Genomic DNA, 24,185 nt, shown 5'->3' on the forward strand with positions numbered 1-24,185 from the left:
TCAGCACCCGGCGGCGTTGGCGATGCGCCGCGCGAGCCGCCGCGAGCTCTCGATGAGCTCCGGTGGCCCCTCGATCGTGTACGGGACCCCGACCGCCGCCAGTGCGGTGGCGAGCCACTCCCACGCGTCGGTCGCCGTGACGTACCGGCAGCTCTCGGCGTCGATCTCCTCCAGCGAGCCGGCCTCCGCCACCAAGCGCTCGGCCACGACGGCGAGCGGCGCGGCGAACCGCACCACGCCTGCGGCGCCCTCGGCCGGCGCCCCGCTCAGCGCGAAGCTCGCCGTGCCGTCGGCCGGCGGTTCGCGCGGCGTGAAGGTCGTCCCCGGGACGCCGACCTCCTCGATCCGGTCGACGCGGAACGTCCGCCAGTCCTCCCGCTCCCGGTCCCGACCGAGGAGGTACCAGAGCCGCCCGAGCAGGATCAGCCGGTACGGCTCGACGCGGCGCTCGGTCCGCCGTCCGTCGCGGCTGGTGTACCGGAACCGTACGTGCTGGCGCGCGTGGGCGGCCGAACCCAGCACCTCGACGGTACGCAGGTCCAGCGTCGTCGTCGTGCGCGAGATCGCCTCGGTCGACGCGGATACCGCCTCGATCCGGGACCTCAGACGCGGCGGCAGCACCTGCCGAAGCTTGCGCAGGGCGCCGTCGGCCGCGCCGGTCGCCCCGTCCACCTGCGCGAGGGCGGCGAACCGCAGCCCGACGACGGCCGCCACCGCCTCGTCATCGGTGAGCAGGAGCGGCGGCATGGCCCGCCCGGCGACGAGGCGGTAGCCGCCGTCCGGCCCGCGTTCGGAGATCACCGGATAGCCGAGATCCCGGAGCCGGTCGATGTCACGTCGCAGGGTGCGGGGGGAGGTGCCGAGACGCGCGGTCAGTTCGGCGGCCTGCCACGCCCGCCCGTCCTGCAGGAGCGAGAGCAACTCCAGCGTCCGCCTGCTCGGATCGGTCACCATGCCAGCGTCGCACGGGTTGTGGCCGGGATCTGACCACAACCGTTCCTACCGTCGCCCGCATGACGGATGATCACATTCGCGTCGCCGGGGCGCGCGAGCACAATCTGAAGGGTGTCGACGTCGCGGTCCCGAAGGGGCGGCTCACGGTCGTCACCGGGGTCTCCGGGTCGGGCAAGTCATCGCTGGTGTTCGACACCATCGCCGCCGAGTCCCAGCGTCAGCTGGGGGAGACGTTCACCGCCTTCGCGCGTCACCGGCTGCCCAGGTACGGCAGGCCCGACGCCGACGCGATCGAGAATCTCCCGGCCGCGATCGTCGTCGACCAGAAGAGACTCGGCGGCAACACCCGGTCGACGGTCGGCACGGCCACGGAGATCTACGCGCTGATGCGGCTGCTGTGGTCCCGCGCGGGCCGCCCGTTCGTCGGCGAATCGACCGTCTTCTCCTTCAACGACCCGCAGGGCATGTGCCCGGAGTGCGCGGGCCTCGGCACCGTCCGGGCGGTCGACGTCGACCGACTCCTCGACCGGCGGCTGTCGCTGAACGACGGCGCCATCCGCTTCCCGACCTTTCACGTCGGCGGCTGGATGTGGCGGACGTTCGCCGAGTCGGGCCACTTCGACCTCGACAGGCCGCTGGCCGACTACACGCCCGAGGAATGGCAGGTCTTCCTGCGCGGCGCGCCCGCTGCCGCACCGCCCGACGGGGAGACGACGGCCGCACCGCTCGACGGCGGGACGACGGCCGCCCGGCGACGCGCAGGGAGCGGACCTGCCGCCAACTACGAAGGACTGCTGACGCGCTTCGAGCGGATCTGGCTGCCGAAGGACGTCGAGTCGCTCCGGGGCGCGACCCGTGAGGCGTTCGAGAAGGTCGTCCGCGAGGACGTCTGCCCGGCGTGCCGGGGCGCCCGCCTGTCCGAGACGGCGCTGTCCTGCCGGATCGACGGCCGGACCATCGCCGAGTGCGCAGCCCTGGAGGTCGCCGAACTCCTCGAGGTGATCCGTGAGGTCGACGCTCCGGCTGCGCAACCCGTCGTGGCGGCGCTCGTCGCCCATCTCGAACGCCTGGTGCGGATCGGCCTCGGATACCTCACCGTCGACCGGCCGACCGCGACGCTGTCCGGCGGCGAGTCGCAGCGGGTGAAGCTGGTGCGGCACCTCGGCAGCAGCCTGACCGGCATGGCCTACATCTTCGACGAGCCGAGCGTCGGCCTGCATCCCCGCGACGTCGCCGATCTCCTCGCGCTGCTGCGGACGCTGCGGGACAACGGCAACACGGTGATCGTCGTCGAGCACGACCCGGACGTCATCCGGGCGGCCGACCACGTGATCGACCTGGGACCGGGCCCCGGCCGGGACGGCGGCCAGGTCCTCTACGAAGGCGACGTGGCCGGGCTGGCGCACTCTGGCACGGTCACCGGCGACCACCTCGACCGTCCGATCCGATTCAAGACGCGTCTCCGGCGGCCGGCCGGAGCCGTCCAGATCCGGGGAGCCACCCGGCACAACCTCCGGAACGTCGACGTGGACGTTCCGCTCGGTGTGCTGACGGTCGTGACCGGCGTCGCCGGCTCGGGCAAGAGCACCCTGGTCCACGGGTACCTGCCTCACCTGCGCCCGGACGTCGTCCTCGTGGGCCAGGACGCCGTCCACGCCTCCCGCCGGTCCACCCCGGCGACCTACACGGGCATCCTCGACCCGATCCGCGGCCTGTTCGCCGCCGCGAACGGGGTGAGCGCGTCGCTGTTCAGCCCGAACGCCGAAGGCGGCTGCCCACGCTGCGGCGGACTCGGCGTCATCTACACGGACCTGGCCTTCCTGGAACCGATGGTGAGCGTGTGCGAGGTCTGCGACGGCCGCCGGTTCACCGACGAGGCTCTCCGTCACCGGTACCGCGGCCGTACGATCGGCGACGTCTTCGCGCTGAGCGCCCGCGAGGCGGTCGAGCTGTTCTCCGAGCGGCGGGTCCGCCGGGTGCTCGAGCACCTGGTCGACGTCGGGCTCGGGTACCTCTCGCTCGGGCAGCCGCTGACCACCCTCTCCGGCGGCGAGCGGCAGCGGCTGCGACTCGCCCGGGAGCTCGACCGGCCCGACCGGGTCTACGTCTTCGACGAGCCCACCAGCGGTCTGCACATGGCCGACGTCGCCGAGCTCCTCGCCCTGCTGAACCGCATCGTCGACCGCGGCGGCACCGTCGTCGTCATCGAACACGACCTCGCCGTCATGGCCCAGGCGGACTGGGTTATCGACCTCGGCCCCGGCCCGGGACGTCACGGCGGCCGGGTGCTGTTCGCCGGCGCCCCCGCCGACCTGCTCCGTACGGCCGGCTCGGTCACCGCGCACCACCTGCGCCGAGCCATCGAGCGGTGAAGACGCCGGGCGCCCTCCGCCGGAGCGGCGGAGGGCGCCCGGGGATCAGCCTCCGGCGAGGACGAGCAGCGTCGACTCGGCCGTCTCGTCGACCAGGGCCCCGCGGATGTCCTCGGGCCGGTAGTGCCGCAGCGGCACGGCGAACACCGCCGTGGCGCGGCGGCCCTCGTACTCCGCCATCGCCGCCTCCGCGCTCGTCAGGACGACCGGAGATGCGCCGTGATCCATCCGAATAGTCGGGCGATGTCCGGAACAGGCCACTGACGCGGGGGTGTCGTCGGGCGCACGTCCCATGTGCGAATTGCGACGAACCGCTTGCGGAGAGTTATGGGCCTGGCGACGATGGTGCCACGGAATCCCCCCAAGGAGGCACGATGGCGATCAAAGACAGCCCGACGTTCCGGCGGCGCCGCGTGGCGCTGGAGCTGCGCCGACTCCGCGAAGGAGCCCACCTCACGCTCGAGCAGGCGTCGGAGCACCTGGAGTGCTCACCCACCAAGCTCAGCCGAATGGAGACCGCGCGGACACCGCTGCATCCCCGCGACGTCCGCGACCTCCTCGACCTGTACGGCGTCACGGACGAGAAGGTCCGCGAGACGCTCACCGGCCTCGCCCGCGACTCACGCAAGAAGGGCTGGTGGCAGGGGTACGACGACGTCCTGCCCGCCCAGTTCTCGATCTTCCTTGGCCTGGAGACGGCGGCCTCGTCCATCGAGGCGTACCGCTCCCAGCTCCTCTACGGCCTGTTCCAGACCCCCGACTACGCCCGCGCCCTGATGAGCGTCGACGTCCTCCGCCTCAAGCCGGAAGAGGTCGACCGCCGCGTCGAACTGCGCATGGCCCGGCAGGAACTCCTCACGAAAGAGGACCCGCTACGCGTCTGGGCCATCCTCGACGAGTCCGTCCTCCACCGCATCGTCGGCGGCCGCCAGGTCATGCGCGCCCAGCTCCAACACCTGCTGCGACTGTCCGAACTCCCCAACGTCGTCATCCAGATCCTCCCGTACGAGGCGGGCCCGGTGCTCGCCACGCCGGAGTCGTTCAGCTATCTCCGGTTCCCCGACCCGACGGATTCGCCGATCGTCTACATGGAGTACTCCACGGGCGCGCTCTATCTGGAACGCGAGGAGGAAATCCAGGAATATAGGAACAGAATCGATCATCTGGTCGCGAACGGCGTGGGCGTCGACAAGTCGCTCGCGGTGATCGCGGCGGTGATGGAGCAGCTGTAGCCGACCGACGGAAGAGGACGTGCCGTGGCAGCACCGGAGCTGGCAGGAGCCGACTGGCGCAAGAGCACCCGTAGCAATCCCGAGGGCGGCGAGTGCGTCGAGGTGGCGGTGGTCGTCCGCTGACGGGTCGCCGGGTCCCGCCCGCTCGGCCGGTAGTGGAGTGGATCGAGCGAGCGGTCGTACGGGAGGGCGTGCGACTGCGCTGCCTCGACAGCGGTGGGACAGGGCCGCCCGTGGTGCTGCTGCACGGTCTGGCCGGTCACGCGGGGGAGTGGGACGCGCTGGCACGGCCGCTTCGGTCTCGATACCGCGTCCTGGCGGTCGACCAGCGTGGGCATGGCGGCAGCGAGCGGAATCCCGCCGACGTCTCGCGCTCGGCGTACGTCCAGGACGTCGCCGTCGTCATCGAGCGCCTGGGGTTGGGCGCGGTGACGTTGATCGGCCAGTCGCTGGGCGGGCACACGGCGATGCTCACCGCCGCGGCGTACCCGGGGCTCGTCTGCGCACTGGTGCTCGTCGAAGCCGGCCCCGGCGGCCAGGATCCGGGTGGCCCCGCACGGATCGGGGAGTGGCTCGACTCCTGGCCGGTGCCGTTCCGCTCGGACGAGGCGGCGGTGGCCTTCTTCGGCGGCGGCGCGCTCGGCCGAGGCTGGGCTGACGGACTCGAGAGGCGAGCCGACGGTCTATGGCCCCGCTTCGACCGGGATGTGATGGTCCGCTCGCTCGCGGAGAACGCCCAGCGGTCCTTCTGGACGGAATGGCAACGGATCCGGTGCCCGACGATGCTCGTGCTGGCCCAATCCGGCCTTCTGTCATTGCAGGAGGCCGAACAGATGATCAAGCGACACCCGGAATCTGTGGCCGTCAGCGTGCCGGGGACAGGGCACGATCTTCATCTGGAGAGGCCGGAGCGTCTGTACGGCATTATCAGGGACTTCCTCAGCGACGTCAGCGCTGAGGGCGGAGAATTCGGGCCATCGGGTTGACCTTGATCACCATCTCGCGGCCCAGGCTCTGACGGCCCAGCCGCAGTCGGCCCCGTTCTTGGGCGCGTGTATCGAAAGTGCTGGTCGCCGCCGTCTGCCTCGGTTGCGGCGTGTGTCAGTGCGACCTCGTAGGCTTCCAGCGACGTGATCGAAGGGAGTGTCGTGGAAGACCCGACGGGGATGGCAGCGCTGGCCGAGGTCCTGCCTCCGGATCTTGGCGCGGACGAGGAGATCGACTGGTCGGCGGCCGAGGCACGGTGGGGCACGCGGTTCCCGCGTGACTACATGGCCTTCATGTCCATCTACGGCGCCGGCTCCTTCGCCGAGGTCGGCATCCTCATGCCCTTGCCCAAGGAGTACATCCAGTGGGACCCCGGAACCTTCGAGGAGGAGACGGAGAACGCCCGTGACATCTGGAAGATGCTGGACGGCCAAGAAGGCCTCGACATCGACCCGGACCACATCCTCGCCTGGGGCATCACCTCGGGCCCCGACATCTTGTGCTGGGTGACCACCGACCCCGACCCCGACAACTGGCCGGTCCTGGTCTGTGGCCGACACACCCAAGATGATTTCACTCTCTTTCGCTGCGGCATGGTCGAATTCCTCCGCAGGCTGCTCCTGGACGAGTACGACCCCTACCCCCTCAGCATCGACCTCCGCCAGGCCTCTCCGCGCTACGTGCACTGGCTTGAACAACAAAAACGCTGGAAGGCGGGCTTGGACCGTTACTCCGGTGAACCACGATCAACCCACCATTAGGACCTGTCCCGACCGTGCTGGTCACGGCCATTCGCTGATGGCTGCGATGAGGACGGTCGCTTCGTAGCGGAGCAGTGAGCCGGTGTCGATGTAGGACGGCGTGTTCGCGCGGCTTCTCCGTGCCGGTGACCTCCACCGGCCAGATCGACGGCGCGTGAGGGGACGAAGCGGGCTCGGTCCCGTTAGGCTCGTCGCAAAAAGCGGCGCCTACCCCCAAGGGCACGGAGAATGAGTGCGAGCGACGAGGCATCACTACGGACCCCGGCCTACGGGTCGTCGTGCGATCGGAGGGAGCGATGAGCACGACTCCGGACGAGGCGACGGCCGACCCGTCGACCATTCTCGAAGAGGCCCGTAACCACGCCGAAAGCGGCGATCTCGAACGCGCCGCCGAGTTGTTCCGCAGTGTCCTGGAGACCGGCGACACCTCCGAGCGAGCGCAGGCGGCGCTGGGCCTGGCGGTCGTGCTGGAGGGACGCGGAGATCACGAGGGTGCCCGTGAGGCGGACCGGCTCGCGATCGCGACGGGGGATCCGGAGTACGGCGCCCGCGCCGCGTACCACCTCGCGCTGTCATGGGAGCGGGCCGGTGAGCGCGACCAGGCCCGTGACGCCTGGAGTGCCGTCGTCGACTTCGGCAACCGCGCCTACCTCCCGCCGGCCTGTCTCGCGCTCGCCCAGCTCGCCGACGAGGACGGCGACACCCGCCGGGCGTGTGAGTGGTGGGAGCAGGTCATCGCCACCGAGGATCCGGAGTACGCGCCGGTCGCAGCTCACGACCTGGCCCTTCGTCTGATCGAGTGGGGTGAGCCGGCCCGCGCGCAGCGGGTGCTGTCCGGTGCCCTGGACCTCGTCGACCGGGGCCGCGACCCGCAGGCGCACGCCCGGCTCGCGGTCAGCCTGGGCATCGCCCACCTGGAGCAGGCGATCAACGCGTTCGGGAGCGTGACGCCCGGGGAGGACGCCGACCCGGACGTCGTCCCCCTGGCCATCGAACTGCTCGCCCGGACGCTTCCCCTCCGGGGCCGGGACGAGGCCGCCCAGGAGATCTGGCGGCGGGGTCTCGACGACCCGGCGCTCGGCGAGCACGTACGCGCCCGGCTGCGCCGGACGTTCGCCGCCGAGGGCGAGGACCTCTGGTGGGAGGGCGAGGTGGAGACTGCCGTACGCGCCAACTCCGTGCCGGCGCTCACCGGCGAGGTCTTCGGGGCCCTCGACCACATGTACGCGGTGATCGCCGCGCGCTACGCCAACGGCGCGGACGGCCTGCCCGCCGAGGCGTACCAGGTGATGGGGGAGGCCGTCCGGGTCCCCGCGGCCTATCCGTGGGGGCGCGCGCTGCAGGAGAGCTTCGCCGAGCGCCTCCGCCAGGCCATGGGCTCCGACGTGCCCGTCCTGCCTCCCGGCTGGCCCGACGCCGACTGATGGTCAGCGTGCCACGCGGGGTCGTTCATCGGCCGGCCGCTGTCATGGCCGTGCTCGTCGCCGTCACGGCACTGTCGGCGGACACGATGAGCGTCAGACGGTTATTACCGATATCGGAGGATTGTCCGTCTTCCCCCCTTTTGGCGGGGCGTGCGCGGCAGGCGCGGGAATTCCGTAATGTCGACGGAAGGCGGCTGATCACTGATACGCCCGACGCGCTCTTGGCGTGTTTCTATCGAGCCGACGACCAGCGCGACGACGCTCCGATACTCGAAGCCGGAAGCACGGTCGCGCAGCGCGACATCCCTCGCGTAGTAGGTCTTACCAGGGCACCTTTCAGGCTCGGTGATCACGGATGTCCTACGCCCTCCTTTGAGCGGCAATTGCTGCTCATCGCGCGCTATTCCGGCGCGCCCGAGCTCAGGGTCTCGATTCGGTACGTCTGTGGTACCGCGACCAACGGCAGTCTGGTCGGTGCCTTCGTGTCGTCGGCGACGGACCGGGAACTCTTGCGAATGTTCCACCGACGCTAGCCTTCGACCTCATGCCCGGGTGCGGGCGACCTGGGCTGCTCCGAGTAGCTCCGCGTCGCCGCCGAGTTTCCCGACGGTGAGCGTCAGCGCTTCGTACGCCCCGGCGGGCATGTGCCGGCGAAGCCCGTCATGGAGACCCTCGATGACGGGAGCGGCCGCGGGGCCGAGCGTCCCGTCCACGACGATCATCTGCGGGTTGAGCATGACACAGGCGGGGGCGAGGTGCCGGCCGACCAGGCGGCCGAGGTCGTCGAGAACGCGCCGGACGGCGGGGTCGCCCTGGGCCACGAGCCCGAGGACGTCGTAGATGCTCACGTCGGCGCCGAGCAGTGGGCGCGCGGTGTCGAGGATCTGGTCGGGACTGGCGACCACGCCCAGGCATCCGCGAGCCCCGCAGCGGCACATCGGACCGGTGTCGTCGACGTGGAGGTGGGAGAGCTCGCCGGCGAGGCCGTTCGCGCCGTGCACGAGCTGTCCGTTCACGACGAGCCCGGCGCCCATCCCGGTGACCAGCTTCAGGTAGATGACGTGCCGGCGGCCTCGGGCGGCGCCGAACGCCACCTCGCCGAGTGCGGCGAGGTTGCACTCATTGTCGACCGTCGCAGGTACGCCGAAGGCCGCGGTCAGATCTGGTGCGAGGTCCCTGAACAGCCACGCGGACATCGGCGGAGCGTCCGCGGGACGCGCGGCGAACGCCTCGAGCCGCGAGAAGCCGACGCCTTGCTGGTACGGGTAGGGCAGGCCGAGAACGATGTGGTCCAGAGCCGCCGCGCCGACGGCCTTCTCGCGGGCGGCGGCCAGCAGCCGGGCGACCTCGGCGACGATGTCCGGGCACTGTAGCCAGTCGTACGGCTCCTCGACCCGCCCGAACAGCCGCCCGTCGGCGGAGATGAGCGCGGCACGGGCGACCCGGTGCGTGATGACGACGGCGCCGACCAGGGACGCCCCGCGTACGAGCCGGAGCAGGGTGGCGGGCCGGCCCCGTACGCGCGCCGGATCGTGCCCGGATTTAGGAGCTTCTTCGAGTACGCCACGTGCGAGCAGCCGGGCCGTCGCTCCCGTCACCGTGCTGACCGGAAGCGCGGCGAGCCGGGCGAGCTCGGCGCGGGTGAGGGCCTCGTGCTGGTCGAGGAGCTCGACGACGCGCCGTTCCGCGCCACGAGGGCTCGCCGTCTCGAGTCCGTGGGTCACGACGCGCAATTATAACCGATTCGGCGATTAATTGGCTGGATCGCAACACTTCTAATCGTTGTATCCGGGTGTCCTCGGAGGTTAGGTTCCGGCACACGACCTGCGCCGTCGTCTCGGCGCGGTCGCCGGAACCGGCACGCCTCGACGCGTGCCCTAAGGAGAGTCATGGCAGAGACCCCCGCCCGCCCGGGCCTCACCCGTCGTCAGATGCTCGTCGGCGGTGCCGCCGCAGCCGGCTCGGTTCTGGGCCCTGAGCTGCTCCGCCCCGGCGCCGCGGCGGCGGCCGAGACCCGGTCCACCGGCGCCCAGGCCACCGTCGACCTGACCAAGCCGACCTCGCCGTTCCCTCACGTGTGGGAGCGGGTCGTCGGAGGGGACTGGGCGAAGCAGGCGCTGCGCCGGGACTACCAGGACCAGTTGTTCGCGTGCCATGACGAGCTCGGCATCCAGTCGCTGCGCTTCCACGGAGTGCTCAACAGCTCGATGAGCACGTACTTCCCGACGGTCAACGGCCGGCCGCGCAACCCGGCGTTGTCGAAGGACGACTACTCCTTCTTCAACGTCGACCAGATCTACGACGCACTGGTCGACCGCGGTATGCACCCCTACGTCGAGCTCAGCAGCATGCCGGCGGCCCTGCAGTCCGCCCCGCAGCCCTTCAGCGTCTTCCTCTACGACTTCAACCAGATGGAGCCGAAGGACTACGCGCTCTGGGGCAAGGTCGTCGGGGACTTCGCGCGGCACATGGTGGACCGCTACGGCATCACCGAGGTACGGAAGTGGCCGTTCGAGATCTGGAACGAGCCGAACCTGTTCGTGTTCTTCAACGGTGACCAGCAGGCCTACTTCAAGCTGTACCGATACGCCGCGGAGGCGATCAAGAACGTCGACGCGAGTCTGCACGTCGGCGGCCCGGCGACGTCGGCCGGCCAGATCAGCTTCGGCACGCCGCGCTCTCCCGGCGTGCAGTACTACCGCGAGTTCATGCAGTGGGCCACCGCCAACGGCGTCCCGGTCGACTTCGGCGCCGCGCACGGTTACGAGACGGACAACGGTGCGGGGCCGAACGGAGCGGCGACGTTCTTCAAGCAGAATCGCGCCGACACCCCTAAGGGCGTTCCCCTCTACATCTCCGAGACGAACGTGTCGGCGGACCTCGGCGACGCCGCGCTCGACCGATCCGACGCCGCCGCGAGCTTCCTGCGGACCATCATCGAGACGGCGGGGGTCGTGGACGCGTTGTCCTACTGGGCGTTCACCGACATCTTCGAAGAGGCGGGTCAGGCCGACAAGCCGTTCCACGGCGGGTTCGGCCTGCAGACGATCCACGGCATCAAGAAGCCGTCCTATCGACTGCTGCAGATCCTCCACAAGGTCGGGCAGCGCAGCGTTCCGCTCACCCTCTCAGACGCACCGGCCACGGTCGGCGGGATCGCGGTCACCGGGGGCGCGGGCGGCAAGGCCGACATCCTCCTCTACAACCACGCCCTCGCCACAGGCGACGGCAGCCACCCCGCTCCCGCACAACCCGCCGAACTGACCGTCCAGGTACGCGGCCTGCCCGCCCGGGCACGGGCTCGGGTCCAGCTCATCGACGAAGACCACACCAACCCGCAGCGCGAGTGGGCCGAGATGGGCTCCCCGGAGTACCCCAGCCGACGTCAACTGAGCGCGCTGCACGACGCGAGCGAACTCCACGACCGGCCCCTCCAGCTCAAGACGGACCGCAAAACCGGCATCACGAGCTTTTCCCTCACTCTCCCCGCCGAAGGCGTCGCCGCGATTCACATCACGTCCTGAACCGGCGTTCGGCCAACGGGATTGAAACCGTTCAACAAGGAATTGATTCGTGATCCTTAACTCGCCCTCGATCCGCCGTTTCAGCGGCCGGCTGCTCGCCATCGGCGCCGTGGCCCTCGGCATGAGCGTCCCGCCGGCGGCGGGCGCCGTCACCGGCGCGCCGCCGAGCGCCGCCGCCGTCGCGCCGGATCGCGCGCCGACGCTGACGGCCGGCACCTTCCAGAACCCGCCGGCGAGCGTGCGGCCCAAGTACCGGTGGTGGGTGCCGCTCGCCCACACCGACGACGACGAACTGCGCGCGGAGGTCGAGCAGATCGCGGCGTCCGGTGCCGGTGGCGTGGAGGTGTCCCCGTTCGGGGTGCCGGGAACCGGGAACCAGCAGCCGGAGTTCTTGCGGACCTACGGCTGGGGCACCGCGCTGTGGACGCGAAAGCTGCAGGTCATCATCGCCGAGGCGAACAAGTACGGGTTGACGGTGGACCAGAACATGGGCCCCCACTACCCGCCGACCGTGCCCACCGTCACCGACGTCAACGACCCCGCGGCGGCACAGCAGCTCGTGTACGGTTCGGCGTTCGTGAAGGCCGGGACGGCCTTCCAAGGAGCGCTGCCCACGCCCACGGCGGGCGTGCCGGCCGGGGCGAAGACCACACTCGTCGCCGTCGCGGCCGTCAAGTGCGTCGAGGACTCGTGCCCCGCGCCCAAGGGCGGGTCCCGGCAGCTCGACAGGTCCACGGTCACCGACCTGACCAAAGACGCCAAGGACGGCAGGCTGGCCTGGACCGCGCCGATGGGGTCGGGCACCTGGGCGCTGCTCGCCTTCTACCAGACGGCCGACGGCCTGACGAAGACCGGCCTGACCGCGACCACGCCGAACTACGTCGTCGACCATCTCAGCGGCGCCGGAGCGAACGCGGTCGCCTCCTTCTGGAACTCCGCCATCTTCACGAGCGAGACCAAGCGGCTGCTCGGCCGGATGAACGGCACCGGCTCCATCTTCGAGGACTCCCTGGAGATGGGCGCCAACGAGCTGTGGACCTGGGACTTCGCGTCCCAGTTCGGCAAGCGCCGCGGCTATTCCGTCATCGACGCGCTTCCGTCGCTCACCGGTGTCGGCCAGCAGGGCACGGCCGTTCCGGCGTTCGATTTCAGCGACGGAAGCGGGGCCCGCTACCGGCAGGACTACCGCCAGACCTGGAGCGACCTCTACATCGACCGGTACGTGACCGGCCTGCAGCGCTGGGCCAGGTCGCACGGCCTGAACTACCGCGCCCAGGCCTACGGCGACCCGATCCAGACCGGCCGGGCCGCCCGGGTGACGGGCGTGCCCGAGGGTGAGTCGCTCGACTTCGGCAGCCCGAACTCCTACGGCGCCGAGCAGGACTACAAGGTCCTCGCGGGCGGGGCGCACAGCGTCGGCACGACCCGGATCTCCACCGAGTGCTGCGCGGTCTTCAACGGCGCCTACCGGTCCACCGTCTCCGGGCGCGATCTCAACCAGGACCTCACGACGGACCAGCCGTGGGTCGACGGCGATGCCCAGAACGGCAACCTCGACACCACCTACAAGGCGTTCGCCGGAGGCGTCACCCAGGTCGTGTGGCACGGCTTCGCCTACAAGGACGCACCGGCCGGACTCGCATCCCCCAACCCTGGCGAGGGCGGCGCGTGGCCGGGGTACGACCCGTGGAACATCCGGGGCTACCTCAACGTGGGGGAGCTGTTCGGACCGCGTGTCCCGCAGTGGCGTGACCACCGTTCGGTCAACGACCACCTCTCCCGGCTCCAACTGGTCCTGCGACAGGGCAGGCCGCGGCTCGACCTGGCCGTCTACTACCAGGACCTCGGCCTCGCCGGGCAGAGCGCCGGCTCCCCGGAGGCGCCGGGGCACATGCTCGGCGTCGGCTCGGCCACCGCCGCCGCAGGCTACACCTATGAGTACCTGACGCCCGACGCGCTCGCCGGCGCGCCGTACGAGGACCGCCGCCTCCTGCCCGACGGCGCCGCCTACAAGGGGCTCGTCCTGAACCACCAGACCACCATCACCCTCGACGCGGCCGAGCGCATCCTCACCCTGGCCCGGCAGGGCCTGCCGGTATTCGTCATCGGGGACGCCCCCTCGGCCGTGCCCGGCGCGGGCACCGCGAGCCAGGACGCGCGCATCAAGGCCCTGACCACGCAGCTGCTGCACCAGCCCGGCGTCCGGCACGTCGCCGACGAGGCCGGACTCCCGGTCGCGCTCGGCGACACCGGCCTGCGGCCCGACGCCAAGGCCGCATCGTCCGGGGGAGCGCTGGAGACGGTGCACCGGAACGCGGGCGGCACCGACTACTACTTCATCTACAACCGAACCGGCTCCCGGGCCGACACCACGATCTCCCTCGACGGCGGCGGACGTCCCTACCGGCTCGACAGTTGGTCGGGCACGATCGATCCGATCGCCGCCTACACCAAGGAGCAGGGCTCCATCGGGGTTCCGGTGAAGCTCGCGCCGTACGACGTCACCGTCATCGCCCTCACCGGCGCCAAGCCGAACGCGAGGTACGCCGTCAGCACGAACGCGGACGTCCGCTACGGCGGCGACGGCTCGCTGCTGGCCCGCGCCACCGGCGACGGCAGCTACACCGCCGCCCTCGACGACGGTCGTACGGTCTCCACCGTCGTCAAGGACGTTCCGCCGGCACAGAAGCTGACGTCCTGGCGGCTCTCCGCCGAGTCCTGGACCCCCGGAGCCACCCAGGACCAGACCGAGAAGACGACCCTGCCCACGACCGACGTGGTCGCGAGGCAGGACGGCACCCTGCCGTCGTGGAGTGAGATCACCACGAGTCCCGGCCTCGGCAACGCCTCCGGCGTCGGCGCCTACACCACCACCGTGGTGACGCCCGCCGGCTGGAACAAGGACGACGGCGCCTACCTGGACCTCGGCAAGGCGGTCGACACCGTCCGCGTGGAGGTCAACGGCCGCCCGGTGAACGGGATCGACCAGAGCGACATCGGCCGCATCGACCTCGGGAGGCGCCTGCACGCCGGCTCCAACACCATCACCGTGACCGTGTCGACCACGCTCTACAACGCTGTCAAGGCCGCCGGAGGCGCCACCTACCGCTTGCCGAACCAGCGAACCGGCCTGCTGGGCCCCGTCGTCCTGACCCCGTATGCCGAGTCCCCGCTGCGCTGAGAACCGTCCACAACCGCCGCCCCCGGTCTCCGCCCCGGCGTTCGCCGGGGCGGGGACGATCGACGCGAACCCTCGCGCGTCGATTCCCGCGCCGAGGAGGCCGCCGCCAGGCGATGCGACGGCCTCGCTGCCAGGTCAGCCTTGCGAGGGCTGCTGGAGCTTGGCGAGCGTCAGAACGTCGCCGCCGATGCCCCAGCCGCCGTCGGCGACCTCCTCGACGAGCACCATCGTGTTGGCGCGTGCTCGGTCACCGTAGATCTCCGCGTACAGGTCCGTGGTGCGGGTGACGAGCTTTTCCTTCTCCTCGGGGCTCAACGTTCCCGCCGGGACCTTGAAGTTGGCGAATGGCATGCCGTCTCCTCGTTATCGATGATTGCTCTGCGGTGTTAGCGACGATACGCCATGCGTAGCGTTGATTGCAATGTGGAGATATCGCCGCTACGGTCCGAGGTGGTCAGGGTCGCCGGGTCAATGGCCAGGTCATCCGCGCCAGGGGCGGCATCGTCTGACGCCGCCGGTAAGCGCAGAGCGTGTTACCGTCGATATCGTGAATGCGAGAACGCGGATACTCGAGGCGGCGGCCGACCTGCTGTCGCGCTCCTCGGAGGCCGACTTCTCGACCCGGGCCGTCTGTGAGGCCGCCGGGGTCGGCGCGCCCGCGCTGTACCGGCAGTTCGGCGACAAAGAGGGCCTGCTGTCCGCCGTCGTCGACTTCGGGTTCGAGCAGTATCTGGCCGCCAAACGCGCGGCGCGGCCGTCGGCGGATCCGGTCCAGGACCTGAGGGACGGCTGGGACAACCACGTCGGCTTCGCCGTGGACAACCCGAACTACTACCGGCTGATGTTCTCCCCGGGCCTGTCGGCCCCACCGGCGGCGGTCGCGGAGGCGCACGAACTCCTGCTCGCCGTGCTGCGCCGATGCGCGGCGGCGGGGCGGCTGCGCACCTCTCCGGAGACGGCGGCCCGGATGGTGATGTCCGCCAACTCCGGCGTCGCGCTGTCGCTGATCTCCCGCCCTGCGTTCTACCCCGACCCGGACTTCTCTCGGCGGGTCCGGGACGCCGTCATCGAGTCGATCACCGTCCCTGAGGACTCACCGGCCGAGGGTTGCAAGGCTTCTTCCACCGGCACGGCCGCCGTCATGGCCGCGGCGCTGGGCGCCCGCCTCCAGGAGGAGCCCTCGGGCGCTCTGACCAGAGAGGAGACGGCCCTGCTGCGCCAGTGGCTCAAGCGGCTCGCCGACGCCTCCCCGTCGGCCTGAGCCGCCCGACGCCTCAGTCGGCGATGTCGCGCTGGGCGACGACCTTGGTGATCCGGACGCGGACGAGGTACTCGCCGGGCGCGCCGTTGCGGGCGCCGTACTCCTCGGCGCGGTCGGCTCCCATGTACCGGCCGCCGATCACGGTCGCCCAGCGGCGTACCTCGTCCACGTCCTCCGACAGCGACGCCTCGCCCCACAGCGAGACGAAGGTGTACGGCGGGGTCTGGTCGTCCACGCTGATCGAGATGCGCGGGTCGCGGCGCAACGCCTTCCCCTTGACCCCCGACTCGTGCGTGTTGAACAGCAGATCCGGCCCGTCGAGGACGAACCAGATCGGCGTGACGTGTGGCGTGCCGTCGGCCTTGACGACGGCGGCCTTGCCGGTGCGGGTTCCGGTCGAGACGAAGTCGCGCCATTCGTTTTCGGTCATGGTTTCGGCCATGCGCCGATTCTCTCCAAGTGACGCGCTGGCCCCGCCCCGGGGGTCACGACACGGCTGTGCCGATGAGGTGGCCCACCAGGAATGTCACCCCGGCGGCGAGACCGCCGGCGACGACCTGGCGCAGGCCCGAGCGCACCGCGGGCCGTCCGTTGAGGACGCCGATGCCCGCGCCGACGCCGAACAACGCGAGGACCGCCAGCCCGATCGCGGCCAGCAGCGCGCCGTTGCCGCCTCCGATCAGGTACGGCAGGACCACGACGAACGCGCCCATCGCGAACGCGAGCAGGCTCGACGCCGCCGCGCCCCACGGGGAGCCGAGCTCGTCCGGGTTCAGGCCCAGCTCCTCCCGCGCCAACGTGTCGAGGGCGACCTTCTTGTCGCTCATGATCCGGTCGGCGAGCCGCTCGGCGTCGGCGCGGTCCAGCCCCTTGGCGCGGTAGAGCAGGACCAGCTCCGCGTGCTCCTCTTCCGGGGTCTCCTCCAGCTCCTGAGCCTCGAGCGCGATCTCCCGCTCGAACATCTCCCGCTGGCTGGACATGGAGACGTACTCTCCGGCGGCCATGGAGAACGCTCCGGCCAGCAGTCCGGCGACACCCGCCAGCAGGATCGCGGTCCGGGAGGATCCGGATCCCGCGAAGCCCATGACGAGGGCGGTGTTCGACACGAGACCGTCGCTGACCCCGAAGACGCCGGCGCGCAGCGCCCCGGAGCGGTCCGTGCGGTGCCAGCCCTCCCGGCGCGCGATCTGCGTGCGCGGATCGGGCTTCCCGCCGTCGATCAGCTTGGCGAGCGTACGGGCGTGGCCCCGCTCGTCGTCGGCCATCCCCGGCGCGGCGTCCGGGTCACGGTCGTAGAGCCCCGCGTCCGAGCGTTCGGCACGTTCGATCATCGGCAGGACCGCGCGGGTGGACAGCCGCCGGGCCGCCACCGCGAGTAGCCGGGTGCGCGCACTGGGCCCTCCGGGCGGGGGCACCTCCGCCCCGGCCGCACGGAGCTTCTCCTCCCAATGGGCCGCGTGCTTCCGCTCCACCGCCGCGAGCTCCTCCAAGATCTCGCGGCGTTCGCCGTTCTCGGCCTGCGCGAGACTCGTGTACAGGGTGGCGGCGTCACGCTCGCTGGCGAGGAGATCTCGCCAGCGCTTGACGCGTTCTCGATCAGCAGCTTTGCCCATGGCACTCCTCGTCGTCCCATCCGTAACCGACAACCTGCCAGGACCGGAAAGTCATCCCCGCACCGGATGCTGTTAGGCCCGCCGGGTCCGCGAAGCCGGGTGCCGCGGATCCGATGACGCCTCCGAGCGGCGTCACCGCGGCTCCTCCATGGTCTCGCAGTACCGAGGGCGGCCGGTGGCGGGGCCGCTCCGGCATGCCTACGCTAAGAGCCGTGGGCAACCTGCCGACCGGTGGGACGCGCTTCGTGGGGCGTGAACGGGAGTTGCGCGAGGCGACGGCGGCGCTGCGCCGCGGCCGGCTCCTGACGCTCACCGGAGACCCGGGGGTGGGCAAGACACGGCTCGCCCTGCGGATCGCGGCGCGCGCCCAGCGGTCCTTCCCCGACGGGGTGTGGTTCGTCGAGCTGGCACCGGTCCGCGACGCCGAACTCCTCGTCGCGGCCGTCGCCGACGCTCTCGAGATCTGCGAGGCGTCACTCGGCGCCCCGCAGGACTCGGCCCGCAGCCTGCTCGAGGTGATCGTCGATCACCTGGCGGACAAGCGGATGCTTCTCATTCTCGACAACTGCGAGCACCTGCTGGACGCCTCCGCGCAGCTGACCAACCTCCTCCTGCGCGCCGACCGGGATCTGCACATCATGACCACCAGCCGGCAGACACTCGGCGTCGTCGGAGAGCAGGTCCTGCCCGTACGGCCGTTGCCGATGCCGGATCCGGAGAAGACGCCCACCCTGGCCGCGGTGTCCGGGTCCGACGCGGTACGCCTCTTCGCCGACCGGGCGGCGACCGCCTCCCGCGGTTTCCGCGTCACCGAGGCCAATCATGGCGCCGTCCTGCGGTTGTGCCACCGGCTCGAGGGCAACCCGCTGGCGATCGAGCTCGCCGCGGTCCGGGTCCGGGCCATGTCCGTCGACCGGGTCCTGTGGCGGCTGGACGACTACTTCGGGCTGCTGACGGAGGGAAGCAGCACGCACCTTCCCCCACTTCAGGCGCCGCGCATGGCGATCGACTGGAGCTCCGGGCTGTGCTCCCCGGTCCAGCGGACGTTGTGGCGCCGGCTCGCCGTCTTCGAGGGCGGTTTCGACCTGGACGACGCCGAAGCCGTCTGCGCCGGTGACGGCATCGCCGCCGACGACGTGCTGGACCTCCTCACCGAGCTGATCGACATGTCGATCGTCGTACGGGAGCCTCCGCACCGGCTGTGCCGGTACCGCCTGCCCGAGATGATCCGGGAGTACGGCCAGGAGATGCTGGCCCGCTCGGATGAGGAGACCCGGGTACGGGACCGGCACCGCGACCACTACTTCGCGATGGCCGAGCGCGCCATGACGGAGTTCATGACCCACCGTCAGGCACTCTGGCTCTCCCGGCTGCGGCTCGCGCATCCCAACCTCCGCAGTGCGGCGGACCACGCGCTGGCCACCCCCGGCGAGGACACGGTCGCCGTGCGGATCGCGACCGACCTGGGCCGCTACTGCATCACGAGGGGACTGCTCAGCGAAGGCCGTCACTGGCTGGACCGGGCCCTCGAACACGGCGCGGCCCGCGGTCACGCCCGGGCGGACGCGCTGTGGGTCGCGAGCCGGCTCGACATCCTGCAGGGGGACACGACGACGGCACTCGACCTTCTGGACCAGTGCCGGGACCTCGCCGAGCGGATCGGCTACCCATTGGCGGGGCGACGTGCCGTGCAGTGCGCGGGCCTGGCGGCGCTGTTCGAGGGCCGGTTCGCGGACGCCCAGGCACTGATGAACCAGGCGTTGGAGAGCAACCGGGCCGCCGACGACCCCGACGGTCAGTGGCACACCCTGTTCCACCTGAGCATCGTCCACAGCGCTCTCGGCGACCATGAGGGAGCGCTCGCCTGCGCCGAGCGTTCCCTGGCGATCTGCCGGGAGCACGGCGCGACCTGGTCGGAGTCCCACGCGCTGTGGGCGACGGCGACCGCCACCTGGCAGCTCGGCGACGCGGCGGGGGCCAGGCCGTTGCTGCGCGCGGCGCTCGACCTCAAGCACACACTGGGCGACCGGTGGGGGATGACGTTCTGCCTGGAGGCCCTCGCCTGGGCGACGACGGACGCGGACGCGGAGGCCGCCGCCTGCCTGCTCGGCGCCGCGGACGCCATGTGGCGCTCGATCGGATCGTCGGTGGATCGGCTCCACGGGCTGGCGGAGCCCCACCGGTGGTGTGAGAGCGTGCTGCGTGGAACGCTGGGCCCGGACCGGTTCGGCCAGGCATTCGACGAAGGGGCGGCCCTCCCGCTGGACGCCGCGGTCGCCTTCGGTCTCGGCCGTACGGCACGCGCCGGTTCCTGAACCGCCGCCCGCGACTTGTCTCCCAGTGCGCCGGCACCTCGGCTGAAGGCGTCATCGGGCCGGGGAGTACGGTTTTCGCATGGACATCGCGACCCCGCAGGGTCCGGCCGAGGTCACCCTGGACGCGCCGCGGAGCCGGCGTTCCTCCTGGTCATGACCCACGGTTCGAACGGCGGGATCGACGCGCCCGACCTGCTGGCCGTCCGCGAGGAGGCGCTCGCGCTCGGTGGGGCCGTGGCTCGCGTGCTTCAGCCGTTCCGCCGTGCCGGACGGCGTGCGCCCGGGTCTCCGGAACGCCAGGACGAGGCGTGGCTCACGGTGATCGCCGCGCTCCGTGAGAGGTTCCCCGATGTACCCCTGATTCAGTGCGGGCGGAGCAACGGCGCGCGCGTCGCGTGCCGTACGGCGCTCAAGGCCGGGGCGCGCGGAGTGATCGCGCTCGCGTTTCCGCTGCACCCGCCGGGAAGGCCCGAACGTTCCCGCGCACCCGAGCTGAGGGCGGCGGGCGTGGAGGTCGTGGTCGTCAACGGCGACCGTGATCCGTTCGGTGTCCCGGATCCCGCGGACGCCACCCGGGTCGAGATCCTGCCGGGGGAACGGCACGATCTGGCCAGGAGGCCCGCCGCGGTGGGGGCGGTTGTGGGGGAGTGGCTGCGCCGATGGAGCGCCGGTACGTGCTGAGTCCCCCGGGGTCGATCATCATTATGGACAGGTCCCCCGAAGAGAACGCGTCACGCCGCCGTGTGCTCCGGAAGGTCGGTCGGGCGGTGGGGTGCGATGATTCCCCCGTCGGGAAGCAGCTCGCCGGTGTCCTCGAACAGCACGACCCCGTTGCAGAGCAGGCTCCACCCCTGCTCGGGGTGGCAGGTGATGGTCCGAGCGGCCTCACGGTCGGGTGCGGTCGCCGAGGGGCATGGCGGCTCGTGCGGGCACATGTGCGTGCCTCCGGTCTCGACTACTCGTAGGTTCGGTTGCTTCATGTCACTAAGACGTCTTCGAGTGTGCTGCGGTTCGCCCGCGTGCGGACATAGCCCGGCCGGGCGGTTTTTTCCGATGGCCCCCAGTGACTCCTCGTGACAGAGATCACTTTACGGCTTATCGGTCCGTACCCGCATCCAAATCGGCCAAAGAACAACTCTCGGTACAGACAACGATCTGGCGCGATGGCCCGATCGCGCAGGTCGAACGGTGCGTCGCCCGCAGTTTCGCCGGGCCGGACGGGCACGAGGTGCGGCCCGTCTTCACCCTGCGGGCTCCCGGGGGACGGCCACGCTGCGGGCAGTTTTCGGTCATGTGGCGGGGCGCGTCTTTGCACCCCCCAATGGGGTGGCCGCATGGGGCGCGGCTCTGATGGAGGCGACGGCACCACTCGGGATCTTCGGCGATCCCGCCGCCCACGCCCGTGCGGACGGCCGGTCAGGCCGTCCGCCGGCCGAGGTCGTTGACCCAGGCCGGGCCGATATCCTCCAGAGTGTAGCCGCCCGGGTACGAGCGGGTGTAAGGCTTCTTCGGCCGGGACGACGGGCGCGGCGGCATCAGCCGGACGGCGAGCGCGCGCAGCTTCAGCGCCCGGCGCGCGACGATCTCCAGCATCCGGGGTGCGCGGGGCAGGCCGAGCGCCTGGCGCAGCGGCGCGTCGGTCATCGCCAGCACCCCTCGCCTGGCGAGCGGACGCAGGAACCCCGGGAACCACCCCTCGAAGATCGCGATCGTCGCCTCCGCCACGCGGTGGTTGGCGTCGTTGTAGGCGAAGTTCTTCCGTTCGTACCGGTCGAGGAAGTCGGCGAATTCCTCGTAGGTCTCCGGGATCTCCTTCAGCCCCATGAGGCGGCCGATGTGGCGGAAGGTGTTCGTCGTGGCGCGCACCTCGTGCCTGCTGTACGGCCGCCAGCCGTACTCGGCGATCCAGCGCACGGGGATCACCACGAACGTCGCCAGGACGTAGAGATAGTCGTCGTTGGAGATCGAGTACCGGCCGTGGATCCGGTTCATGCGGCGTAGGGCGGCCCGGCCGCGTTCGGCGTCCAGGCCGCCGTCCTGCGTCATCTCGTACAGCAGGGCGACGGTGTCGTCGTAGCGTTTCTGGCCTTGCTTGGCGAACTCCCCGGTGCGATCGAGAAGCTCGCCGATCGACGGCACCGCGAAGGTGCGGAACAACGCGAGCTCCAGCGACCGCTGAAGATCCCAGGGGAACTCGTACTCGGCGCTGATCCGAAAGATGTCCTGGTAGTCGCGCTCGGGGTCGAGGGCCTGGATCTGCCGGAGACGGGTATAGCGGGCCATCCAGATTCTCCGTGTAAGGGGGTAATTACCGGGATCGGACGCCATGATCGTACGGGACACCGCCGAACGGCGCACACGCCCACAGCGCGCGAACCGACCTTCAGGGGGACGAGGGGGTGTCCCGCGGTCAGGCGATTCCGGCGAGGACGCGGTCCAGGCCCGAGAGGAAGCGCGTGTCCCAGTCGACGTCCTCGCCGGACGCGGTCCCGGCGGCGCGCTCGCGGGCCTCGAGGGCCACCGTGCCGAGCAGGTAGCCGAGCAGGACGTGGGCGCCGACGGCCGCCTCGGACTCCGGCAGGCCGGCCGCGCGCAGCACCTCGCGTACGGAGGCGGTGGTCGTCACGAGCGCCCCCGGGTTGCGGCGGGTGACGATGAGCGGCATCACGCCGACGTGCTCGAGCAGCCGGTCGCGGTAGGCCCGTGCCCAGGAGCGCAGCCGCTCACGCGGGTCGCCCTCGCCGGGAGGCACCGGCAGCGCGGCGACGTGGGCGATCAACTGCTCGAGGAGCTGCTCCTTGCCGTGCGGGAGGTGATGGTAGATCGCCATCGCCTCGACCTGAAGCGAGTCGCCGAGGCGGCGCATCGTCAGCCGGCCGAGCCCCTGGCCGTCGATGAGGTGGAGCGCGGTCTCGATGATGCGCTCACGCGTGAGCGGTGTCCGCTGCGACATGATCGCACCTTACTGCGTAAAGGCAGTCGCGCGAAAGCATCCCGGCCGCATGGCCCAGTGCCGTACCCTCTACCCTTGGCTCGGAGAGCATCGAGAGAAGGGGAGCCGCCATGGTCCTGGGTCGCAAGGTGAGCCCGGAGGTCGCTGAGCGCCACGCCGCGGACAAGAAGCTCGCCGCGGAGCTGCACGACCGGCTCGCCGCCGCGCAGGACGCCGAGCGGGAGTTCCACGCCGCTCAGGTCGAGGGCCGCGCCCTCGGCGAGCTGCGCCCGCTCGCGGTCGCCTACGATCGCGCCCTGTACGACGCCCTCATGGCCGCCGAGGCGGCGCAGCGGGTGGCGATGGGCCCGAAGACGTACGAGCACGGGGACGCCAAGCAGCGGCGCGCCGCGCAGATCGCCGCGCGCAAGGCTCAGGCCAAGCCGGGCGTCCGTCCGTACGCCGATGAGGTCGACCGGCTTCGCACGCTGCGCGAGGCCCACAAGCTGGCGGTGCGCACCACCCCGCCCGCCCACGTCTGAGCGACCACCGCGCGACCGGTCGCGCGGGGCGGCCGGCCCGGTGTCATCCGGCCGCTGCCCCGCGGGCCGGCGGAGCGCCGCCGGCGGGGGCCGGACGGTGATCCGGCCGCGGTGCGTCCGCGGGCTGCGGGGGCGGTCCCGTCACTATGACAGCGCCACGCCGACGGGGAGCACGGGGTGACCTGGCCGATGGCGCGCCTTGACCCTCGGTGCGCTTCGCTCGCGCCGTCGCCAGTTGTCCATGAAATCGCCGCTGGTTTTCATCCAAGGGGTACAAGACAGTGCCCCACCAGCGTGAACACGGCCAGGTCGGAGTGGCACGGGCCGATGAACTCTGAGACTCTACCGACTCAGGTGTTGTCGTGGGCAACAGCGGCCGTCCCGGCCACGGCGACGCGGGCCAGCAGGAAGTGCTCTGTCCGGGGGGATGACTTGGAGCGCACGCCGCCGGATCGGCGAGACCTTCTCGGCGCATGCCGAGAAGGCGTCCTCGCGATCTGTGAGCTGGCCGCGCACTTCTCGGACTGGTCCGTGCCGACGCCGTGCCGGGAGTGGCAGGCCATCGACCTGGCCGGTCACCTGCGCTGCGTCGCGGAGAACTTCCACGAATACCTCAACGACGCCCCCAACAGCCGGCTGTCGCGGCTGTTCGCCCAGGACGCCCCGGCCGCCCTCATGATGCGCCAGCTGTCCCGGCAGAACGCCGCCGAGCTGGCCGTGCTGCCGTCCGCGACGGGGCGCGAGCACATCGTCGCGTTCGCCGTCTCGGCCGAGGCGTACTCCGACCGGCTGCTCGACGTGTGGGACGAGCCGTACCTCTCCTACCGGGGCACCAAGCTGACCGCGGGCGACTACGCCGGAGCGGTGTGCGTCGAGTGGCACCTGCACGCCTGGGACCTGGCCCGCGCGCTCGACAAGGACCACCGCCCAAGCCGCCCCGACGTCATCGCCGCGGCGTGGCGCACCGGGGTGCCGCACCTGCCGGCGCCCGGCAGGGGAGACGAGTGGGAGGCGGTCCTGCGCGCGTCCGGACGCTCGCCGGACTGGCATCCCGAGTGAGGGTGGAGCGGCGCGGGCTCACCCGGTG

Annotated in this window: 22 protein-coding genes and 1 pseudogene; 14 read left to right on the forward strand and 9 right to left on the reverse strand. The window is 71.0% G+C overall.

The window, feature by feature from the left end; genetic code table 11:
• Positions 1-954: a helix-turn-helix transcriptional regulator gene (locus tag ACYVF7_RS26635; protein WP_460346117.1), complete on the reverse strand. Its 954-nt coding sequence runs from the start codon at positions 952-954 to the stop codon at positions 1-3.
• A 59-nt stretch (positions 955-1,013) separates the two neighbouring features.
• Between ACYVF7_RS26635 and ACYVF7_RS26640 the strand changes: the two genes are divergently transcribed.
• A complete protein-coding gene (locus tag ACYVF7_RS26640; RefSeq protein ID WP_460346119.1) occupies positions 1,014-3,326 on the forward strand; it encodes an ATP-binding cassette domain-containing protein in 2,313 nt (770 codons plus the stop codon).
• A gap of 45 nt (positions 3,327-3,371) precedes the next feature.
• On the opposite strand, the gene ACYVF7_RS26645 is transcribed toward ACYVF7_RS26640, so the two are convergent.
• Complete coding sequence (locus tag ACYVF7_RS26645; RefSeq protein WP_460346121.1) at positions 3,372-3,554, reverse strand: hypothetical protein; 183 nt, start codon at positions 3,552-3,554, stop codon at positions 3,372-3,374.
• Positions 3,555-3,700: 146 nt separating this feature from the next.
• Between ACYVF7_RS26645 and ACYVF7_RS26650 the strand changes: the two genes are divergently transcribed.
• From ACYVF7_RS26650 to ACYVF7_RS26675, 6 genes are all read left to right on the forward strand, one after another.
• Positions 3,701-4,558 (forward strand): helix-turn-helix domain-containing protein, encoded by an 858-nt coding sequence (locus ACYVF7_RS26650; RefSeq protein WP_460346123.1) that lies wholly within the window; start codon positions 3,701-3,703, stop codon positions 4,556-4,558.
• Positions 4,559-4,582: 24 nt separating this feature from the next.
• Entirely contained in the window at positions 4,583-4,681 is a 99-nt protein-coding gene (locus tag ACYVF7_RS26655; protein ID WP_460346125.1) for a DUF397 domain-containing protein, read from the forward strand.
• 32 nt (positions 4,682-4,713) lie between these two features.
• Positions 4,714-5,544, forward strand: coding sequence for an alpha/beta fold hydrolase (locus tag ACYVF7_RS26660; RefSeq protein WP_460346127.1), 831 nt, complete (start codon positions 4,714-4,716; stop codon positions 5,542-5,544).
• Positions 5,545-5,706: 162 nt separating this feature from the next.
• Positions 5,707-6,306, forward strand: a complete 600-nt coding sequence (locus ACYVF7_RS26665) for an SMI1/KNR4 family protein (RefSeq protein WP_460346129.1) — start codon at positions 5,707-5,709, stop codon at positions 6,304-6,306.
• A gap of 296 nt (positions 6,307-6,602) precedes the next feature.
• Positions 6,603-7,730 (forward strand): tetratricopeptide repeat protein, encoded by a 1,128-nt coding sequence (locus ACYVF7_RS26670; RefSeq protein WP_460346132.1) that lies wholly within the window; start codon positions 6,603-6,605, stop codon positions 7,728-7,730.
• Positions 7,731-7,774: 44 nt separating this feature from the next.
• Complete coding sequence (locus ACYVF7_RS26675) at positions 7,775-8,263, forward strand: hypothetical protein (protein WP_460346134.1); 489 nt, start codon at positions 7,775-7,777, stop codon at positions 8,261-8,263.
• 9 nt (positions 8,264-8,272) lie between these two features.
• Here the strand turns inward: ACYVF7_RS26675 and ACYVF7_RS26680 are convergent, their stop codons facing one another.
• Positions 8,273-9,454, reverse strand: a complete 1,182-nt coding sequence (locus tag ACYVF7_RS26680; protein ID WP_460346136.1) for an ROK family transcriptional regulator — start codon at positions 9,452-9,454, stop codon at positions 8,273-8,275.
• A gap of 165 nt (positions 9,455-9,619) precedes the next feature.
• Here ACYVF7_RS26680 and ACYVF7_RS26685 point away from each other — a divergent pair, with 165 nt between their 5' ends.
• Together ACYVF7_RS26685 and ACYVF7_RS26690 are read left to right on the forward strand one after the other, a co-directional pair.
• Positions 9,620-11,254 (forward strand): GH39 family glycosyl hydrolase, encoded by a 1,635-nt coding sequence (locus ACYVF7_RS26685; RefSeq protein ID WP_460346138.1) that lies wholly within the window; start codon positions 9,620-9,622, stop codon positions 11,252-11,254.
• 49 nt (positions 11,255-11,303) lie between these two features.
• Positions 11,304-14,435, forward strand: coding sequence for a glycosyl hydrolase (locus ACYVF7_RS26690; RefSeq protein WP_460346140.1), 3,132 nt, complete (start codon positions 11,304-11,306; stop codon positions 14,433-14,435).
• Positions 14,436-14,570: 135 nt separating this feature from the next.
• On the opposite strand, the gene ACYVF7_RS26695 is transcribed toward ACYVF7_RS26690, so the two are convergent.
• The gene (locus tag ACYVF7_RS26695; RefSeq protein ID WP_460346142.1) at positions 14,571-14,786 is read right to left on the reverse strand and encodes a tautomerase family protein; all 216 of its coding nucleotides are present in this window, start codon (positions 14,784-14,786) and stop codon (positions 14,571-14,573) included.
• 196 nt (positions 14,787-14,982) lie between these two features.
• Between ACYVF7_RS26695 and ACYVF7_RS26700 the strand changes: the two genes are divergently transcribed.
• On the forward strand, positions 14,983-15,696 hold the full coding sequence (locus tag ACYVF7_RS26700; protein ID WP_460346144.1) for a TetR/AcrR family transcriptional regulator: 714 nt from the start codon (positions 14,983-14,985) through the stop codon (positions 15,694-15,696).
• Positions 15,697-15,709: 13 nt separating this feature from the next.
• Here ACYVF7_RS26700 and ACYVF7_RS26705 read toward each other — a convergent pair whose 3' ends face one another.
• Both ACYVF7_RS26705 and ACYVF7_RS26710 read right to left on the reverse strand, forming a co-directional pair.
• Positions 15,710-16,138 carry a PPOX class F420-dependent oxidoreductase gene (locus ACYVF7_RS26705; protein WP_460346146.1) on the reverse strand — a complete coding sequence of 143 codons (429 nt, stop codon included), beginning with the start codon at positions 16,136-16,138 and terminating at the stop codon, positions 15,710-15,712.
• Positions 16,139-16,181: 43 nt separating this feature from the next.
• Positions 16,182-17,309 (reverse strand): VIT1/CCC1 transporter family protein, encoded by a 1,128-nt coding sequence (locus ACYVF7_RS26710; protein ID WP_460346148.1) that lies wholly within the window; start codon positions 17,307-17,309, stop codon positions 16,182-16,184.
• A 212-nt stretch (positions 17,310-17,521) separates the two neighbouring features.
• Between ACYVF7_RS26710 and ACYVF7_RS26715 the strand changes: the two genes are divergently transcribed.
• Both ACYVF7_RS26715 and ACYVF7_RS26720 read left to right on the forward strand, forming a co-directional pair.
• Positions 17,522-19,624, forward strand: a complete 2,103-nt coding sequence (locus ACYVF7_RS26715) for an ATP-binding protein (protein WP_460346150.1) — start codon at positions 17,522-17,524, stop codon at positions 19,622-19,624.
• 79 nt (positions 19,625-19,703) lie between these two features.
• A pseudogene (locus tag ACYVF7_RS26720) lies at positions 19,704-20,305 on the forward strand (alpha/beta hydrolase family protein).
• 50 nt (positions 20,306-20,355) lie between these two features.
• Here the strand turns inward: ACYVF7_RS26720 and ACYVF7_RS26725 are convergent.
• From ACYVF7_RS26725 to ACYVF7_RS26735, 3 genes are all read right to left on the reverse strand, one after another.
• Positions 20,356-20,559: a DUF5999 family protein gene (locus ACYVF7_RS26725; protein WP_360884577.1), complete on the reverse strand. Its 204-nt coding sequence runs from the start codon at positions 20,557-20,559 to the stop codon at positions 20,356-20,358.
• A 481-nt stretch (positions 20,560-21,040) separates the two neighbouring features.
• The gene (locus ACYVF7_RS26730) at positions 21,041-21,907 is read right to left on the reverse strand and encodes an oxygenase MpaB family protein (protein ID WP_460346152.1); all 867 of its coding nucleotides are present in this window, start codon (positions 21,905-21,907) and stop codon (positions 21,041-21,043) included.
• A 127-nt stretch (positions 21,908-22,034) separates the two neighbouring features.
• A complete protein-coding gene (locus ACYVF7_RS26735; protein WP_460346154.1) occupies positions 22,035-22,577 on the reverse strand; it encodes a TetR/AcrR family transcriptional regulator in 543 nt (180 codons plus the stop codon).
• Between the two features lie 110 nt (positions 22,578-22,687).
• Between ACYVF7_RS26735 and ACYVF7_RS26740 the strand changes: the two genes are divergently transcribed.
• Both ACYVF7_RS26740 and ACYVF7_RS26745 read left to right on the forward strand, forming a co-directional pair.
• On the forward strand, positions 22,688-23,098 hold the full coding sequence (locus ACYVF7_RS26740) for a plectin (protein ID WP_460346156.1): 411 nt from the start codon (positions 22,688-22,690) through the stop codon (positions 23,096-23,098).
• 432 nt (positions 23,099-23,530) lie between these two features.
• Positions 23,531-24,157 (forward strand): maleylpyruvate isomerase N-terminal domain-containing protein, encoded by a 627-nt coding sequence (locus ACYVF7_RS26745; protein WP_460346158.1) that lies wholly within the window; start codon positions 23,531-23,533, stop codon positions 24,155-24,157.
• The last annotated feature ends 28 nt before the right edge of the window (positions 24,158-24,185 follow it).

Source organism: Actinoallomurus acanthiterrae, from assembly GCF_054775715.1.